Here is a 16,999-nt window from a genome sequence, read left to right on the forward strand (position 1 = left end):
GGCTGTTAAAAAGCACAGCGGGAGAATTATTTTTCTACCCACAGGCCCTTTTCGTCTTTTTTGTAGCCGGCAAATTCGATTGCCAGCGCAGCCATAACCTTGGTTGCGTCCTTAATCTGTACGTTCAGCTCTTCTGCGCGGATGAAATCATCGTGGCACATTTCGCTGGGGTTTTTGCCGGTGAGCAAAACGTATTCGTTCTGCATTTCTACAAGTGCTTTTGCTTCTGCATTAAATTGTTCCATTAGACTAATCTCCTTAGTTTTTATTATTGTACAATAACGCTCAGGTCACCTACAGCATGGGTAATATCCTTAACTGCTGCCAAGAGTGCCAGACGGTTGTTCTTCACGCGAACGTCCTCGTCCATAACCATAACGTTTTCGAAGAATTTGTTGATCGGGTCAACCAGCTTAACTGCTTCAGCCAGAACTGCAGCATAGTCATACTTGGTTGCTGCAACCAGCACTTCCTTGCTGGCTGCCATAGCAGCATTGTGCAGAGCGCCTTCAGCCTCTACAGCGAAGAGCTGCGGGTTGATAGCGGATTCCTCTTCAATCTTCTTGCACAGGTTAGCAACACGGGTTGCAGCCTGAATCAATGCCGGAGCCTCTGCGGAAGCAACAAAGCTGTTCAGAGCCTTAGCACGGGCAACAAGATCGGTGAAATCGTCGTTCATCTGGTCAGCCAGAACTGCGTCAACTACGTCATAACGGATGCCCTGATCCATCAGCATGTTGCGCAGGCGCTGTTTCATGAACTCAGCAATCTGCGGTACGAGCTTTTTGGTGTCCTCTGCCGGGATATTCAGCAGGTACAGAGCACCGGCGATAACCTTGTACAGAGATACATGGTAGTTTCCGTCCAGCAAAATGTTGATGATGCCCAAAGCCTGACGGCGCAGTGCGTACGGATCCTGAGAGCCGGTCGGAGCCAGACCGCGGCTGAAGGTAGCGCAGATGTTGTCCAGCTTGTCGGCAATACCAGTCAGACGGCCGATATCGGTAGTCGGCAGCTCGTCACCGGCAAAGCGCGGCAGATAATGCTCGTAAATACCCAGTGCAACCTCAGGTGCTTCACCGTCGAGCTTAGCATATTCGCGGCCCATAACGCCCTGCAGCTCAGTGAATTCGATAACCATGCCGGTTACCAGGTCGCATTTGCACAGCAGCGCAGTACGCTCCAGCTTTTCTTTATCAACCTTGGCATTGATAGCCATAGCAAGCATATCAACAGCCTGTACCAGACGTTTGCTCTTATCGTTCATATTGCCCAGGCCTTCCTGGAAGGAAACAGTTTTGAGTTTTTCCAGACGGTCAGCCAAAGTTTGTTTTCTATCTTCATTGAAGAAGAATTCAGCATCGCTCAGACGTGCACGCAGTACGCGCTCGTTACCGTGAGCAACAATTTCCAGATGCTCCTTGCCGCCGTTGCGGACGGTGATGAACTTGTTCAGCAGGGAGCCGTCCTCTGCCAGTACCGGGAAGTAACGCTGATGCTCGCGCATCGGGGTGATGATGCATTCCTTCGGCAGAGCAAGGAATTTTTCTTCGAATTTGCCGCACAGAGCAGTCGGCCATTCTACCAGATAGTTTACTTCCTCCAGCAGGTCCTCGTTGATTTCGGCATGACCGCCTTCGGCAATTGCCAGGTCAGTAACCTGTTGACGAATCAGCTCACGGCGAGCATCCTGATCAACCATTACATAGTTGTCATACATAACCTTTTCATAGGAATCAGCATCGGGGATTTCTACAGCGCCGATGGTGCCGATAGCAGCGGAAGCTACAGCGTTCTTAGCCTTGCTCTTTACGGTGTCGAACAGAGCCTTGGCAGCATCGCCGATGGACTCATGAGCTTTAGCGTTATCCAGAGCGGAAGGACGCAGGAAGCGGTGACCGCGGCTGAATTTGCCGGATTTTACGCCGGTGATTTCAACAGGGATAACTTCATCGCCGAACAGTGCAACCAGCCAACGAATCGGACGGACGAATTTGAATTCATGATCTGCCCAACGCATGTTTTTCGGGAAGTTCAGGCTGGTGAGAATATCACTCAGCAGGCCCGGCAGCAAATCCTTAACCGGTTGGCCTGCCAGATGCTTAACAGCATATACATAATCATCGCGGACAACGAGCTCTTTTACGTCTACGCCCTGACCGCGGGCAAAGCCGATAGCAGCCTTGGAAGGTGCGCCGCTTACGAAAGCGATTTTTGCGGAAGGACCTTTAGCCTCAACAGTGCTGTCCTCCTGAGCCTCGGCAACACCGCTGGCAATGAAGGTCATACGACGGGGAGTGCCATAGGTTTTAACTGCTTCGAAGGGAATGCGCAGCTCAGTCATTTTCTTTTCTGCCAAATCCTTTAATTGTGCCAGAATGGCAGGCATAAATTTCGCAGGAATCTCTTCTGTACCGATTTCAAAAAGTAATTTTTCCATTATTTATTCTCCCCTTTCTTGAGCAGCGGGAAGCCCATTTCTTCACGTTGTGCTACATAAGCCTTTGCACACAGGCGGGCCATCGCACGTACACGGCCGATGTAGGCAGTACGTTCACTTACGCTGATTGCTCCGCGGGAATCCAGCAGGTTGAAGGCATGGGAGCATTTCAGAACGTAATCATAAGCAGGACGGATGTAACCAAGCTCGATAACGCGCTTAGCTTCTGCTTCATATTTGTCGAACAGGTCAAACAGCAGCGCGGTGTCTGCTACCTGGAAGTTGTAGAAGGATTGCTCTACCTCGTTGGTATGGAAAACGTCACCGTAGGTGATGTCGCCAACCCATTGGATATCGAATACGTTTTCTACGCCCTGGATGTACATAGCCAGACGCTCCAGGCCGTACGTGATTTCAACAGTTACAGGCTTAACGTCAATGCTGCCTACCTGTTGGAAGTAGGTGAACTGGGTGATTTCCATACCATCCAGCCAAACCTCCCAGCCAAGGCCCCAAGCGCCCAGAGTCGGGGATTCCCAGTTATCCTCTACAAAGCGGATATCATGCTCCTCCTGATGAATGCCAAGCTCAGCCAAGCTCTGCAGGTACAGCTCCTGAATGTTTTCCGGAGAGGGCTTTACGATAACCTGGAACTGATGATGCTGGAACAGACGGTTCGGGTTATCACCGTAACGGCCGTCTGCCGGACGACGGGAAGGCTCTACGTAAGCCACACGCCAGGGCTCAGGTCCGAGTACGCGTAAAAAGGTAGACGGGTTCATTGTGCCTGCGCCTTTTTCGATGTCATAGGGCTGTGCCATAATGCAGTTTTGGCCTGCCCAGAATTTTTGCAGCTTCAAAATAATTGTCTGAAAATCCATGTTTTACCTCCTATATTTGTTACAAAGACGGCAATGGCAGCAGCTTTGTCCGAAAAAACAAAAAAGCACCCGCGTCCCCGTAACTTAAATGTTACAGGGACGGAGTGCATACAGCTCGGACTCCGCGGTTCCACCCTGCTTGACTGCAATTATCTGCAGCCCGCCTCAATCAATATACTATTACAGCTCCAAAGCGCCTTCATCTGCATTTGCCGCCTTGCACTGTCACGGCTCGCTGAGTTTGCAGATTACTACTCTTCTTCTTAGCTTAACTGTTAGTATATAAAATACAGCGCTGTTTGTCAAGAGTTGGAGATAATTTTGTAAATAATGCGTGCATAGAAAAACCGCCCCCAAAACTTTGCCCAGTAGCGGAGCGGATTTTTCTAAACCAGTTACTTCAGGCAACCCACCTCTGTGGGCGGTTGTCTTTCTATGTTCAATATATCACAAAAGACTAGCTTTTGCAAGCAGCACAGAACGAACTTACTTTTTTTTCACACCTTGACGGCGGTTGCTGCCTGTTTTAGGAGCCTTGCGCTTATCAGCGACAGCATTGCGTCCGCGCTTAGGTCCTGCGGGCTTTTTCTTTTTGGCAGCCACAGCAACGCGGCGTGCCACAACTCCGCCCTCCAGGTTTTGGCGCTCCATCATAATACCCAGTTTATTTTCAATATTGCGCAGCCATTTAACCTCGTCGGCAGTATAAAGCGTAATTGCTTCGCCCTCATTGCCTGCGCGTCCGGTACGGCCGATGCGGTGAACATACCAATCAACATCATGCGGAATATCATAGTTCACAACATGGGTTACGCCTTCAACGTCCAATCCGCGGGCAGCCAGGTCACTGGCAACCAGAATCTGGATTTTGGCATCACGAAAGGCCTTCATAACAGTTTTGCGTTTGGCAGGAGACATTTCGCCATGCAGGACGTCAACATTATAGCCCTGCATGCCTAGCCAGTCGCCCAGCTCCTTGGTGCGCTCCTTGCTCATGCAGAAAACAATCATCAGATACGGGTTCAGGCGGTCAATGAGTGCTGCCACAGCCTTGTTCTTATATTCGTCGGTTGTTTTCAGGCAAATTTGCTTGATTTTTTCAACGGTAGCCTGGTCAGGATTGATATCAATCAGCGCGCAGTTCTTCGTCAGCTTGCGTCCCAGCTTGCGCACCTCTTCCGACAGAGTTGCGGAGCAAAGCATCGTCTGATGCTCCGGCGCTGTCATAGCAATCAGCTCCAGCGCTTCATCCATAAAGCCCTGCTGCAGCATTTCGTCTACCTCATCCAGTACCAGGTAGCGTACACCGCCAAGATCGGTATTACCCTTGCGGATATGGTCCAGCAGGCGTCCGGGAGTACCGATCAGCACATGGCTGCGTCCCTCCAGCTTATATTTTTGCGTTTCGAAATCACGTCCGCCGGTAACAGCCAGCACCTTAATATCGCTCTCGCCAAGAATTTTTTTCATTTCGGTGGCAATCTGCTGTGCCAGCTCGCGTGTCGGCGTAATTACCAGAGCCTGCACATAGCTTTTGGCAGTATCGATTTTTTCTGCCAACGGCACCAGGAAAGCCAGTGTCTTGCCTGTACCCGTCTGCGCACGGGCAATTACGTCACGTCCGGCAAACAGCGCCGGGATAGCCTGCTCCTGTACCGGCATCGGCTTTTTGATGCCCATTTTCTGGAGCTGCTCTACAGTGTGCGCACAAACCTTTAAGGCTGCAAATCCATTTGTCATTTCACATTCCTCTTTTCCTCTAAAATTTATCTTCTGACCTTATGGTCTTTTTTCTCTATAACTTTAGTATTATATCATAAATCAGGCATAAACGAAAAGATGCTGCAAAGTTTTTTCTGGCCAAAATAATTGCACCAGCCTGAAAATTATCCATAGCTCTTATAACGAAGCCTTTGAAAACAACTATATCGCACACATATCACTATTAAAGCTTACAAGCGTCAAAAATCCCCTGTCGACAACTGCCGACAGGGGATTCAGCTTATATTTACTTTTACATTACGCCTCTGAAATAGTGGCCTCTTGTAGTACCCGGCAGATTTTCCGGTGCCTCCACCGCTCCGCCGATAATCTTACGGTACAGCGCCACAAGCTCGCCCAAGCGTGCTGCATCGTAATCACGGCCGTCAATTCTCAGCGCCGCTACGCCTGCTTCCGCCATATGCTGCACATTGGCAGTCATCGAAAGCTCATGTGCATTCAGAATATGCATGCGGCAGAACTGGTCCGTAACAATCGGGAAGCGTGCATCCTTACGGTCGCCCAGGAACAAAGGCTCTGCACAGTTAAACTGGCAGGCACCCTTATCCAACGCACCCAGGAAGCTGCCACCTACGCAGTATTCGGAAACCATCATTTCCAAACGTCCCTGAATCATGCACTCCAACGGCAGCGGGCTGACGCTCACAAGATGCTCAACCTGCGCCATAGTCAGCTCGGGGCTGAGCACTGCACCTGCAGCGCCCTGCTCTTGCCAGAACTGCAGCGTCTGGCTGTTGAAGATGTTCAAAGACATGTCTGCCACCAGGTTGAGTCCGACGTACTTCTTTGCCAAGGGCCACAAACCGTTGTTGTTGATATAAACAAAATCCGGCTGCAGCTCTTCCCACAATTTGAAGAGCTTATCGAAATATGCCAGCTGTGCTTCCTTGATGATACGCGGTGTAGCAAAGGCCAGCTGACGGCCTGCCTTGCGCACCAGCTTGGCAGCCTTGGCATAATCAGCCTCGGACGGCAGCTGATGGTTGAAGCAGTCACCGCCGAAGAGAATACGCTCCGCACCTGCCTGCAGCGCAGCATTGACCTTCTCAACGCTGTCGCAATGCACTACCAGAACGGTTTCATGCTGTTTAGCCTTATGTGCCTGCGGCACTAATTGCTCGCTGAAGCTGTGCACCGCTGTGCGCGCAGGAGCGAAAGCACTCAAACGCGCAGCGTCCAGTGCTTCGCACGCCATACGGCGTGCTTCGTTCATTTCGCTCATCGGCACCATAACATTTTCATCATGCTCAAAGAGCAGGCTGTTCAGAAAATATTCTGTCGTACCCAAGCGGTCCAGCTGCTTGCGCACACCGGCCTCGTCCAGCGCACGCTTGCGTGCTGCCTCGACAATAAAATCGGTTTCACCGTAGCCGACATTGCCTTCATCATCCGTCAGCGTAACGGTCATAGGCTCGCCTAAGCGCGCAGTAACAACAGCATCTACCGGAATACGTTTTTTAGCGTCCGGTCCGAAGAACTGCTGCGCATAGCTCATCAGTCTGCTGTCGAGCGTACGGAAAACGCGGTCATTCAAGCGTACGCCGTTAGGCACATCAATCGTTACCTGCTGGCCGGGAGCAGCGCTCTGCACACTGTTGCCGCCGCACAGCATATCCGTAACAGTGGTACCCACGCGTCCACCCACGCTTACCCAGAACTCCAAGCCATCGCCCAGATGCAGCTCCTTATCCAGCTTGATAACTGCCTTATTACGGTTTTTATCCAGCTTCGCTACACGACCGATAAGCACGCCGCGGTTGTTGGGACGGCGGTCGCTCATCATCGTGCGTCCGGGACGACGCTCCAGATAAGCGGTGGTAAAGTCACGGTTGAAGATTTGCTCTATATTCGCCAAATCCTCCTCCGGCACATTGTAGTCACCGGCAAGATAGCTGTCAATCGCACGGCGGTAAGCATCTACTACTACCGCAACATATTCGGGGCGCTTCATGCGTCCTTCGATTTTATAGGACACAACTCCTGCGTCAATCAGCTGCGGCAAAATGCTCAAGGTATTCATATCCTTGGGGCTCAGCAGATACTGACCTGCATCCTTGCCCTGCAGCATATCCTCATCCTTCGCGTTGAGCAGCTTATACGGCAGACGGCAAGGCTGGGCACAGCGTCCGCGGTTGCCGCTGCGGCCGCCGATAAGGCTGCTCATCAGGCATTGACCGCTGTAGCATACGCACAAAGCACCGTGAATAAAGGTTTCAATCTCACTGCCGCGGCTGCAGGCTGCGCCGATTTCCTTCAGGCTCAGCTCACGCGCCAATACGCTGCGCTCCATGCCTGCGCCCATAGCGAAGTCTACACCGCTGCTGTTGGTAATGCTCATCTGCGTGCTGGCATGCAGCGGCAGCTCCGGTACAATTTTCTGTGCCAGGCGGATGACACCCAAATCCTGCACAATGAGTCCGTCTACGCCTACGTTATTCAAGAACAACAGGTAAGCGGATAAAGCCTCCAGCTCGCTGTCATCAACCAAAGTATTGACGGTAATATACAGGCGTACATGGTGCATGTGAGCAAAGTACACCGCCTTCGCCATTTCCTCTTCATCAAAATTGCTAGCATAGGCACGTGCGCCAAAGGCTTTACCGCCCATATATACAGCATCGGCGCCGGCGTTTACCGCTGCCTCCAAGGCTTCCCAGCTGCCTGCGGGAGCAAGCAGTTCTATTGTTTTCTTCTCCATATGTTATCTACCTTTCACGCACTGCTGCCTGCAGTCTTTCATATCTGGCCTGCAGCTCTTGCAGCTCCTGTACCAGGGCAGCATTTCTTTGCTGCATCTGCTGTTCCATTGCAGTATATTGCTCCTGCAATTGCTGCTCTGCTGCTACGCACTTTTGCTGCAGCTCCTGCTCCATCGCAGTACACTTTTCCTGCATCTCCTGCTTCAAGGCAGCACATTTTTCCTGCAGCTCCAATCTTTCAGCCGCCAGGTCAAGCGCAGTCCAAATAGCCAGCTTATCCGTCTGCAGCAGCTTTTTGCTTTCTGCCAGCTCCTGCATTCTTCTGTCTACCTCTGCTGCTATTTTCAGTACCTGCTCTTCGGAGGCAGAGGTCGTTAATGCATAGGTACTATTATATATTTTTACAGAAACTGATGCTTTTTCCATAAACACATCCTCTAGCTTATTCTGCGATAACGGTAAAGTTAAAGCTTTGCAGGCTCAGCTTTTCCCAAGAGCGCTTGTAATCCATGCGGATATTATAGGTGCCTGGCTTGGTAACCGCCAGCACCAGAATTTCAATGCCGGGTGCGCCAACTCTTTCCTCTTCACTGCGCGGAATAGTAAACGAACTGCCTACCCTGCTTACTGCCGGTGAGCTGCAGGCAAATTGCCAGCCGTAGCCGGTGGAAGGATTGCTGTCCAGCTTCAGCGCCATCAGTCCGCTTGCAGGCAGACGCAGTGTTTTGCCTGCAGCCTTATCGGTAATTTTCGCCAGCTGCAGCAAGCGTCCCGCTTCGCCGATGCGCAGAGAGGTAACTACATCCCTGTAGGGCACAAAGCTGCTGTAGGCTGCGTTCTTCTTGCTGCGCACAAACAAGCCCTCTTCGCCGAAGAGCACATTATCATAATTGCCCAAAGCAGCCTTTACGTTATCATTATCAACAAAGAAATCCGTAACCTCGAACTCCTTGCCGGTGGTCAAATCAAGATTTAAACCGGTGCACGCCTTGCGTCCGCCATTATCTGCTTCCAGCAAAAGGCTCACCAGGCTCGGACGGTTCAGCATCACCTTATAGGTCACGCTTCCCTGACCGCCAACCTCTTTTACCAGCTTAGCTGCAGCGTCACGCACCAAAGCGTTGGCCTGTTTTTCCAGCTCTGCTGAATTACTGCCGTCAATATAGGGCAGCGTTGCCGTAGCCTTGCCGACAGAGGTCTGTTCAGTCAGCACCGTGGTCTGCTGGTCTGCCAATACCGGCAGCGATAAGCACAAGCATAATAATGTTGTCAACAGGATTTTCATAGCCTGCAGCTCCTTTCCAAAAAACATTTCCCGGGACATATTAAGCTGCAATATGCCCTGTAAAAATTAAGCAGGAAGAATGCCCTCCTGCTTAATCAAAGCAATCGCGCTAAAATTAGCCGCTAATCGCTATTTTACAATCATAAACTTTTAATGTATTCAACAGCCTTTTCCAGACGCGCCAGGGTTCTTTCCTTGCCCAGCAGCACCATAACATCAAACATACCGGGGCTTACAGTGCGTCCGGTCAGAGCCAGACGAGTTGGATGGATAACCTTGCCCAGAGCCAGGCCATTATCAGCAGCAATCTTGTTATAAGCTGCTTCGGTAGAAGCCAGGTCATAAACATCATCAGCCTTAATTGCTGCAATACATTGCTCCAGTACAGGAATATTTTCTGCCTTGAAGTGCTTAGCCACACCCTTTTCATCATACTCTTCAACATCCTTGAAGAAGTAGGTGGAGGCATCAGCAACCTCCTGCAGAGTTTTAACACGTACACGTACAACGTCTACGAGCTTTTCAAAGTATGCTTCGTTGGCAGCATCGTTGAACCATTCTTCGGTTACCAGGCCATCTTTCACGAAGAAAGGCTTAGCATCCGGCAGAATTTTTGCCAGCGGCAGCTCGGACAGATATTGGCCGTTCATCCAGGTGAGCTTTTTGGTGTCGTAAATAGCAGCCTTTTTGCTCATCTGCTCCAGCTCAAACAGCTTAACGGTTTCTTCCAGAGTGAAGATTTCGCGCTCATCGCCAGGGCCCCAGCCAAGCAGAGTCAGATAGTTGATGATAGCTTCCGGCAGGTAGCCTTGGCTGCGGAATTCTTCAACGGAGGTTGCACCGTGGCGTTTGCTCAGCTTGGAACGGTCCATAGCCAGAATCATCGGCATATGACCGAACTTAGGCGGCTCCCAGCCCAGTGCTTCGTAAACCAGCAGCTGCTTCGGAGTGTTGGAAAGATGCTCCTCAGCGCGCAGTACGTGAGTCATGCCCATCAGATGGTCATCGACACAAACAGCAAAGTTATAGGTAGGAATACCGTTAGATTTTACAATTACGAAATCGTCGAACTGGTCCATGTTAAAGGTAACTTCGCCATGAATCAGGTCATGCACGGTGATGCTGCCCTCGGCAGGAATCTTGATACGGATAGAATACGGTTCGCCTGCAGCGATACGTGCTTTAGCCTCTTCTGCCGGAATATCGCGGCAGGTACGTGCATAGCGGAACGGTTGCTTAGCAGCGCGTTGTTTTTCACGTTGTGCAGCCAGATCCTCGGTAGTGCAGAAGCAGTAGTATGCTTTGCCTTCGTCCAGCAGCTGCTGAGCATATTTTTTGTAAATATCAAAGCGCTCGGACTGATAGTAAGGACCGTATTCGCCGCCGGCCTCCGGGCCTTCATCCCAGTTGATGCCCAACCATTTCAGGCTGGTAAGGATTTGGCTCACGGAATCCTCTTTCAGACGTTCAATATCGGTATCCTCGATACGCAGAATCAGCTTGCCGCCCATTTTGCGGGCAAACAGCCAGTTAAACAGCGCAGTACGCGCACCACCAATATGTAAATACCCAGTAGGACTGGGAGCAAATCTTACTCTGACTTCAGACATTTCATCGTCTCCTTACATTTTAATTACAAATATAGATTGTCAACCAGATTAATTATACAGCTTTACTGAAAAAAGTGCAAATATTAATCTGTCTTGTCGTCTGCTTTTATTTTTCTTCATGATTCAAAGAAAAAACATTTCTGAACGGCTTCGTTCATAGAAAACGTCTTTTATTGCTATTATTTCGCATTTTTTTCGTTTGTCTAACCGTTAATTTCGTATTATAATATTGTAATAAAGTAAACATAAAGGAGGATGCTTATGTGCCAAGCCCCAGATTGGTCTATTGGTGACCGCTATCTGCGTGAAAACGTTCCAGAGCTCGCCCCATTAGTTACACGTTATTCGCCATGTCCGTTAACCCCAAAATCTAAAGAGGTTTATTTTACTACATTATTAACCGGTATAATTGCCCAACAGCTGCCGCCAAATGTCAGTCAGGAGCTGATGAAAAAGCTGGAAGCCCTCACCGGCAATCCCATTACACCGCAGGCAGTACTGGCAACCCCGATTGATGCTCTGCTCGAAATCGGTCTTGTAAAGCAAAAAATAGATTACGTGCGCAGCTTTGCTGAAGCAGTCATCAATGGCAGCGTAACCATGGATAAGTTCGATGATATGACCGACAGCCAGATTACCAAACAGCTGATGCAAATCCGCGGTCTCGGTCAATGGACCATTGAAATGTTTCTGCTGCTGGCTCTGTGCCGCACGGACGTTGTTCCCAGCGCTGACTTCATCTTCAAAAAGGAGCTGCAAAAAATGCTCAATCTTAGCGAAATTCCTAAACGCGGCAAAATCAATACACTAACAGAAAGCTGGCGTCCCTGGCGCTCGCTCGCAGTGTGGTACATTTGGCAAAAAGCCAACGATTCCGAAAAAAAATAACGCTAAAAACAAAACCGTCCTTCCCTGTCTGCATCCGCAGACAACGGGAAAGGACGGTTTTTCTTATTCTCCGAACACTATTTACTGTTCACTAATCACTGAATACTATTTCAGGCTGGCAATAGCAGCAGCAGTATCCTCAGCGCCATAAACATAGGAGCCTGCTACCAATACGTTGGCACCGGCAGCCTTCACCAGCTTGGAGGTTTCGGCATTAACGCCGCCGTCAACCTGAATATCTACGTTCAGGCCACGCTCGGTAATCATCGCATGCAGGCGCTCAATCTTCGGCACTACGCCTTCAATAAAGCTTTGGCCGCCAAAGCCGGGGTTTACGGTCATCAGCAGTACCATGTCAACGTAAGGCAGAATTTCTTCTACCGTACTCAGGCTGGTAACAGGGTTCAGTGCAACGCCAGCCTTCATGCCCTCAGCCTTGATCTGCTGGATGCAGCGGTGCAGGTGCTTGGTGGTTTCAACGTGTACAACAATCTGGTCTGCACCGGCAGCCTTAAAGTCGGCAATGTATTTTTCCGGATTTTCTACCATCAGATGGCAGTCGAAAAACAGGTCGGTTACCTTACGGATTTTTTTCACTACAGGAGCACCAAAGGTCAGGTTAGGTACAAACTGGCCGTCCATTACATCGATGTGTACCCAGTCGGCACCGGCAGCTTCAATTTTTTTGATTTCGTCCGCCAGATATGCAAAATCGGCAGATAAAATTGATGGAGCAACTTTAATCATCATTTTCTTCCCTCTTTCTCTTGCAGGAGTTTTACCTCTGCTAACATTGTCAAATATGATTCATAACGGCTGGCAGAAATCCTTCCTGCAGCCACAGCATCCTTTACACCGCAGACAGGCTCGTGCGTATGCGTGCAGGGACAGAACCTGCAGCCTGCCTCATAATCGGCAAACTCACGGAAGGAGGCCAGCACCATTTCAGATGTCAGTCCCTCCAGCAGCAGATTGCCGAAGCCCGGAGTGTCCGCAATATAGCCTTCGTCGAATGGCAGCAGCTGTGCATAGCGTGTAGTATGCTTGCCGCGGCCGATTTTTACGCTAACCTCGCCCGTGCGCAGGTCCACGCTGCTGTCGATAGCATTAATTGTAGAAGATTTGCCTACGCCCGAAGGTCCGCCAAAGGCGCAGATTTTACCACGCAGTCGCTCTCGCAAAGCCTCCACGCCGGTGCCGTTCTGCGCCGACAGAGTATAAACCTCGTAGCCGATAGGCTCATAAACTGCCTTCACCTGCTCAATCAGGCCCGCAGGAGCGTTATCCTCTTTATTGAGCACCAAGATTGCAGGAATTTTCGCCAGCTCTGCCAACGCCAGCAGCTTATCTGCCAGCAGGAAGCTGAAGTCCGGCGCAGCACAGGCAAAGGCTGCCACAAACAAATCCAGATTAGCCAGCGTAGGACGCGGCAGAAAATTTCTGCGCGGCAGCACGCCGGTAATCATCCCCTCGCGCTTTTCGCTGCTACTTACCTCAAAGCCGGCAATATCGCCTGTTGCCAGCGAAAAACGGTTTTTCTTCATTTTTCCCTTTACCTTGCAGGTATATGGCTCGCTTTCGCCCTCAACCTTAAGGTAATAATAGCCGTTATAATTTTTTAGGACTCTTCCCTGCAGCTCTGCCATGTTTACAGATTCCTTTCAGATATGAGCTTGCCGTCACAGATGAACTGAACCTTGGCATTGCCAGCATATTCCACCTTCTGACGCAGACGCACGCTGCCGTTTTGTGTACCGCTGTACAGTGTTGCCGTGCCGTTATCATCCGTCAGTACAATACGCACGTTGGCAGGCTTGCCGCTCGGTACGACAAAGTCAACGTAGGCGCTCTTCTTCTCGCCACCGGCAGCCACCGTAATCGCTACGGCCGCGCCATCGTTAAGGTTACTGCCTACACCCGGGTTGCAGGCCAAAACAACATTCTTCTTGGCACTGGCATCCTGAACCTTTTTGATTTCGCCCAGCTTCAGGCCTGCCTGCTCCAGCATGCCCTTAGCTTCATCAATGGATTTGCCGATAATATCCGGTACCGGCTTATCGCCTTCGTTAATTACCAGGTCGATGCCAGTTCCCTTAGGAGCCTTGTCCAAGCCCTTAGGAGACTGGCTGAGAACAGCGCCGATTTTGCCGCCGTCCACATGCTTGCGCGTCACCTTGCCGACCTTAAAGCCTGCATCCGCCAGCTGCTGCTCCGCCTTTGAGAGCGACATGCCTGTAACATCAGGCACAGCCTTCAGCTCCGCACCCTTGCAGATGGTCAGGATAATAAGGCTGCCCTGCTTACGTTTTTCGCCGGCCTTTGGAGACTGCTCCATAACAGTACCGGGCTTAAACTTATCAGGATCGCCGTATTTTTCCTCCAGCTCAACCTTAAACTGTTTTTCCTCCAGCAGCTTCTGTGCTTCAACTACCGTCATATTGGTAACGTTAGGCACCTCGATCTCCGCCAGATTGCGGTTGAAGATAAAGTGCGCTACCAGCGAAATTGCTACTACCGCAGCAGTAATCATTACTATCAGTTTGGTATAATTCAGCTTTTTCTTAACCACCGGTTTTTCATCCCCTGTTTTTTCGGAAGGCATTGCCTCCTGCTTTTCCTGAATTTTTTCCGGCTCTTGTGTTACAGCCGGAGTTACCTGCTTCAGCGGCAGCTCACTGCGCACCGGCTTCATAATCACCGTAGCACCGTCATCAGGGCTATCGACAACATTGCCGTTGGACTTCACCGCGCCCAGCTCCTGATGATAGTCCTCGCTGCTGAACGGAAAGAGCTTCATCTTCAGGTTCAGCAGATCACGTCGCATCTGTCCGGCGTTAGCGTATCTGTCCTCACAGCGCTTCGCCAGCGCCTTGTTCATAATCTCCTGCATGCCCTCGGGAACATTATCCATGTAGTCCTTCAGTTGCGGCACAGGCTTTTCTACATGCATCATAGCAACAGAAACAGCCGTAGTACCAACGTAAGGAACCTCACCCGTAAGCATTTCGAAGAGCACTATGCCCAAGGAATAGACATCGCTGCTGGCAGTAATCTTGCCACCACAAGCCTGCTCCGGCGAAATATAATGCACTGAACCCATCACCGATTTGGAATAAACCATTGTCTGGTTTGTGACCATTTTGGCGATACCGAAATCAGCGATTTTAGGATTCATATTTTTATCAATCAAAATATTCTGCGGCTTGATGTCACAGTGAATAATGTTATGGCTGTGAGCATGCTGCAGTGCATCGGCAAGTCGCACAGCAATTTCCAATACCGTGTTCAGGCTCAGCTTGTGCTCCTGCATGTATTCCTTCAGCGTCACACCGTCAACATATTCCATAACTATATACTGATTGTTGCCTTCCGACACAACATCATAAATATTGATGATATACGGATGCACCAGCCTGGCTGCGGATTTTGCTTCTCTACGGAACTGCTCCAGCAGCTCGTTATCCTCCAAGAACTGGTCGCGCAGCATTTTTACAGCCACATTACGGTCTAAAAGCTGGTCGTGGGCCAAAAAGACTTCGGCCATACCGCCATAGCCAATCGGACGAATAATCTCATAGCGTCCGTTCAAGATGGTCTTGCCATTTTTATCCATTACAGCTTTCCTCCCCCTGCGTAGTTAAATCAATCAGAATCAGGGACACATTATCGCGTCCGCCGTTGTCCAGGCTTTGCTCCAGCAGTTTGTCAGCAGCCTGCTCCAAATCACTGCAGCCTATAAGCTGACTGATTTCAGCTGCACGCAGCATATCCGACAGACCGTCGCTGCAAAGCAGCAGTCTGTCACACTCCTGCAGGCTAAAGCTGAAGAAGTCAGCCTGCACTGTTTCCTCTACCCCCAGGGCTTGCAGCAAAATATGGCGCTGCGGATGTACAAAGGCTTCCTCCTCCGTGATTTTTCCCTGCTCAAGCAAATCTGCTACCAGAGTATGGTCATGTGTCAGCTGCTCCAGCTTGCCGTCGCGGAACAGATACAGTCTGCTGTCGCCTACATGGCAGCAGTAGCCGTGGCCATCGCCCGGCAGATAAAGCGCCGTCATCGTTGTTCCCATACCGGAATAGCTTTCGTTGCTTACTGCCATTTTAAAGACATGTATATTAGCCTTATCAAAGGCCTCCAACATAACCTTACGGATATTCTGTTCCTCCTGCTCATGGCGCAGGCTGTGTGTTGCAGCCTCAAAGGCTTTGATAGTAGACCTGCTGGCGATTTCGCCTGCCGCATAGCCTCCCATGCCGTCGGCAACGGCAAAAAGATACGGCTCGCGCACCAGCAGCGCATCTTCATTATTCTCTCTGACCAGGCCCACATGGGTTCTGCTGATTACCTGCATTATTTTTGCTCCTGTTCCTTGGCAAATTTAGCCCGCAGCTGACCGCAGGCTGCATCAATATCCTTCCCCATCTCCTTACGAACGGTAGCGTTAATCCTGTTTTTCTGCAGGATACGCAAAAAGCGTTCTACTGCCGCCTTGGACGGACGCTCAAAGCCTTGCTCCGGTACCGGGTTAGCCGGTATCAGATTAACGGATGCCTGCTTATAGCGCAGGTAATTGCTCAAAAGCTCCGCGTCCTGCGGACTGTCATTTTTTCCCTTCAAAAGAATATATTCATATGTTATCTGCCTGCCGCTGGCCTTGCTGTAGCTTTCGGCAGCAGTCAGCACATCTACAAAGGGATAGCCCTTGTTGACAGGCATCAGCGCCGTACGCAGCTCGTTTTTTACCGCGTGCAGTGAAATTGCCAGATTTATCGGCTTGCCCTGCTCCTCCAGGCGTTTGATGCCCGGAATAATGCCGCAGGTGGAAAGCGTCATGTTGCGGTAGCTCATGTTGCAGGTGTCCTCGCGGTGCAAAAAGTCCAGCGCCTGCAAAACGCTGTCAAAGTTCAGCATCGGCTCACCGCTGCCCATAACCACCACTCTGCTCACCATCGCGCCCTGCTCACGCAGGCGCTCGTTGAACAGATAAACCTGAGCCACGATTTCTGCTGCCGTCAGGTTGCGTACAGCGCCCTTCAGGCCGCTGGCGCAGAAGGCGCAGTGCATATCGCAGCCGACCTGGCTGGAAACGCACACGCTGTAGCCGTAATCATGGTGCATCAGAACCGTTTCTACCGAATTTCCGTCCGGCAAGCCCAAAAGCAGCTTGCTCGTCATGCCGTCGGAGGAATTCTGCTCACGCAAAATTTTCAGACTGCGCGGCAGCACGGTAAATTTTTCCTGCAGCACGGCAATATCAGCCTTGCTCAGGTTGTGCATAGAGGCAAAATCAAAGACCGACTTTTGGTACAGCCATTGAAACACCTGCTTGGCACGGAACTTTTTCAGACCTGCCGCCACAAATAATTCTTGTAATTCTTCTATTGGTAAAGCAAAAATATCTTGCATTCTCTTA

The 16,999-nt window shown here is 50.5% G+C and carries 14 protein-coding genes; 1 reads left to right on the forward strand and 13 read right to left on the reverse strand.

The features are described 5' to 3' along the window. Positions 1-26: 26 nt before the first annotated feature. From RDW05_RS01580 to gltX, 8 genes are all read right to left on the reverse strand, one after another. Complete coding sequence (locus tag RDW05_RS01580) at positions 27-245, reverse strand: hypothetical protein (RefSeq protein WP_021719657.1); 219 nt, start codon at positions 243-245, stop codon at positions 27-29. 23 nt (positions 246-268) lie between these two features. Next, complete coding sequence (gene glyS / locus RDW05_RS01585; RefSeq protein WP_307977594.1) at positions 269-2,440, reverse strand: glycine--tRNA ligase subunit beta; 2,172 nt, start codon at positions 2,438-2,440, stop codon at positions 269-271. Beyond that, entirely contained in the window at positions 2,440-3,321 is an 882-nt protein-coding gene (gene glyQ, locus RDW05_RS01590) for a glycine--tRNA ligase subunit alpha (protein ID WP_021719659.1), read from the reverse strand. The genes glyS and glyQ overlap by 1 nt, the downstream gene beginning before the upstream one ends. 486 nt (positions 3,322-3,807) lie before the next feature. Next, positions 3,808-5,061, reverse strand: coding sequence for a DEAD/DEAH box helicase (locus RDW05_RS01595; protein ID WP_307977595.1), 1,254 nt, complete (start codon positions 5,059-5,061; stop codon positions 3,808-3,810). Positions 5,062-5,335: 274 nt separating this feature from the next. Continuing rightward, the gene (locus RDW05_RS01600; protein ID WP_307977596.1) at positions 5,336-7,801 is read right to left on the reverse strand and encodes a DUF3656 domain-containing protein; all 2,466 of its coding nucleotides are present in this window, start codon (positions 7,799-7,801) and stop codon (positions 5,336-5,338) included. Between the two features lie 7 nt (positions 7,802-7,808). Then, positions 7,809-8,228: a cell division protein ZapA gene (locus RDW05_RS01605; RefSeq protein ID WP_307977597.1), complete on the reverse strand. Its 420-nt coding sequence runs from the start codon at positions 8,226-8,228 to the stop codon at positions 7,809-7,811. A gap of 16 nt (positions 8,229-8,244) precedes the next feature. Continuing rightward, on the reverse strand, positions 8,245-9,087 hold the full coding sequence (locus RDW05_RS01610) for a protease inhibitor I42 family protein (RefSeq protein WP_307977598.1): 843 nt from the start codon (positions 9,085-9,087) through the stop codon (positions 8,245-8,247). Between the two features lie 140 nt (positions 9,088-9,227). Continuing rightward, entirely contained in the window at positions 9,228-10,697 is a 1,470-nt protein-coding gene (gltX, locus tag RDW05_RS01615) for a glutamate--tRNA ligase (RefSeq protein ID WP_021719664.1), read from the reverse strand. A 261-nt stretch (positions 10,698-10,958) separates the two neighbouring features. Here gltX and RDW05_RS01620 point away from each other — a divergent pair, with 261 nt between their 5' ends. After that, complete coding sequence (locus RDW05_RS01620; protein WP_298880064.1) at positions 10,959-11,585, forward strand: DNA-3-methyladenine glycosylase; 627 nt, start codon at positions 10,959-10,961, stop codon at positions 11,583-11,585. Positions 11,586-11,690: 105 nt separating this feature from the next. On the opposite strand, the gene rpe is transcribed toward RDW05_RS01620, so the two are convergent. From rpe to rlmN, 5 genes are read right to left on the reverse strand one after another with little or no spacing between them, the layout of a single operon-like run. Then, a complete protein-coding gene (gene rpe, locus RDW05_RS01625) occupies positions 11,691-12,332 on the reverse strand; it encodes a ribulose-phosphate 3-epimerase (RefSeq protein ID WP_374111001.1) in 642 nt (213 codons plus the stop codon). Next, on the reverse strand, positions 12,332-13,231 hold the full coding sequence (rsgA, locus tag RDW05_RS01630) for a ribosome small subunit-dependent GTPase A (RefSeq protein WP_307977600.1): 900 nt from the start codon (positions 13,229-13,231) through the stop codon (positions 12,332-12,334). Before rsgA ends, rpe begins: the two co-directional genes overlap by 1 nt. 2 nt (positions 13,232-13,233) lie before the next feature. Continuing rightward, a complete protein-coding gene (pknB, locus tag RDW05_RS01635; protein WP_307977601.1) occupies positions 13,234-15,198 on the reverse strand; it encodes a Stk1 family PASTA domain-containing Ser/Thr kinase in 1,965 nt (654 codons plus the stop codon). Further along, the gene (locus RDW05_RS01640) at positions 15,191-15,937 is read right to left on the reverse strand and encodes a Stp1/IreP family PP2C-type Ser/Thr phosphatase (RefSeq protein ID WP_307977602.1); all 747 of its coding nucleotides are present in this window, start codon (positions 15,935-15,937) and stop codon (positions 15,191-15,193) included. Before RDW05_RS01640 ends, pknB begins: the two co-directional genes overlap by 8 nt. Then, positions 15,937-16,992 carry a 23S rRNA (adenine(2503)-C(2))-methyltransferase RlmN gene (gene rlmN / locus RDW05_RS01645; RefSeq protein WP_307977603.1) on the reverse strand — a complete coding sequence of 352 codons (1,056 nt, stop codon included), beginning with the start codon at positions 16,990-16,992 and terminating at the stop codon, positions 15,937-15,939. The genes RDW05_RS01640 and rlmN overlap by 1 nt, the downstream gene beginning before the upstream one ends. Between the last annotated feature and the right edge of the window lie 7 nt (positions 16,993-16,999).

The sequence above is a fragment of the uncultured Phascolarctobacterium sp. genome, from assembly GCF_902463975.1.
Classification (GTDB): domain Bacteria; phylum Bacillota; class Negativicutes; order Acidaminococcales; family Acidaminococcaceae; genus Phascolarctobacterium_A.

Excerpts from the sequence above, each read along its gene's own strand:
- RDW05_RS01580 (WP_021719657.1), bottom strand. The coding sequence starts at position 245 with ATGGAACAATTTAATGCAGAAGCAAAAGCACTTGTAGAAATGCAGAAC.
- glyS (WP_307977594.1), bottom strand. The coding sequence starts at position 2,440 with ATGGAAAAATTACTTTTTGAAATCGGTACAGAAGAGATTCCTGCGAAA.
- glyQ (WP_021719659.1), bottom strand. The coding sequence starts at position 3,321 with ATGGATTTTCAGACAATTATTTTGAAGCTGCAAAAATTCTGGGCAGGC.
- RDW05_RS01595 (WP_307977595.1), bottom strand. The coding sequence starts at position 5,061 with ATGACAAATGGATTTGCAGCCTTAAAGGTTTGTGCGCACACTGTAGAG.
- RDW05_RS01600 (WP_307977596.1), bottom strand. The coding sequence starts at position 7,801 with ATGGAGAAGAAAACAATAGAACTGCTTGCTCCCGCAGGCAGCTGGGAA.
- RDW05_RS01605 (WP_307977597.1), bottom strand. The coding sequence starts at position 8,228 with ATGGAAAAAGCATCAGTTTCTGTAAAAATATATAATAGTACCTATGCA.
- RDW05_RS01610 (WP_307977598.1), bottom strand. The coding sequence starts at position 9,087 with ATGAAAATCCTGTTGACAACATTATTATGCTTGTGCTTATCGCTGCCG.
- gltX (WP_021719664.1), bottom strand. The coding sequence starts at position 10,697 with ATGTCTGAAGTCAGAGTAAGATTTGCTCCCAGTCCTACTGGGTATTTA.
- RDW05_RS01620 (WP_298880064.1), top strand. The coding sequence starts at position 10,959 with ATGTGCCAAGCCCCAGATTGGTCTATTGGTGACCGCTATCTGCGTGAA.
- rpe (WP_374111001.1), bottom strand. The coding sequence starts at position 12,332 with ATGATTAAAGTTGCTCCATCAATTTTATCTGCCGATTTTGCATATCTG.
- rsgA (WP_307977600.1), bottom strand. The coding sequence starts at position 13,231 with ATGGCAGAGCTGCAGGGAAGAGTCCTAAAAAATTATAACGGCTATTAT.
- pknB (WP_307977601.1), bottom strand. The coding sequence starts at position 15,198 with ATGGATAAAAATGGCAAGACCATCTTGAACGGACGCTATGAGATTATT.
- RDW05_RS01640 (WP_307977602.1), bottom strand. The coding sequence starts at position 15,937 with ATGCAGGTAATCAGCAGAACCCATGTGGGCCTGGTCAGAGAGAATAAT.
- rlmN (WP_307977603.1), bottom strand. The coding sequence starts at position 16,992 with ATGCAAGATATTTTTGCTTTACCAATAGAAGAATTACAAGAATTATTT.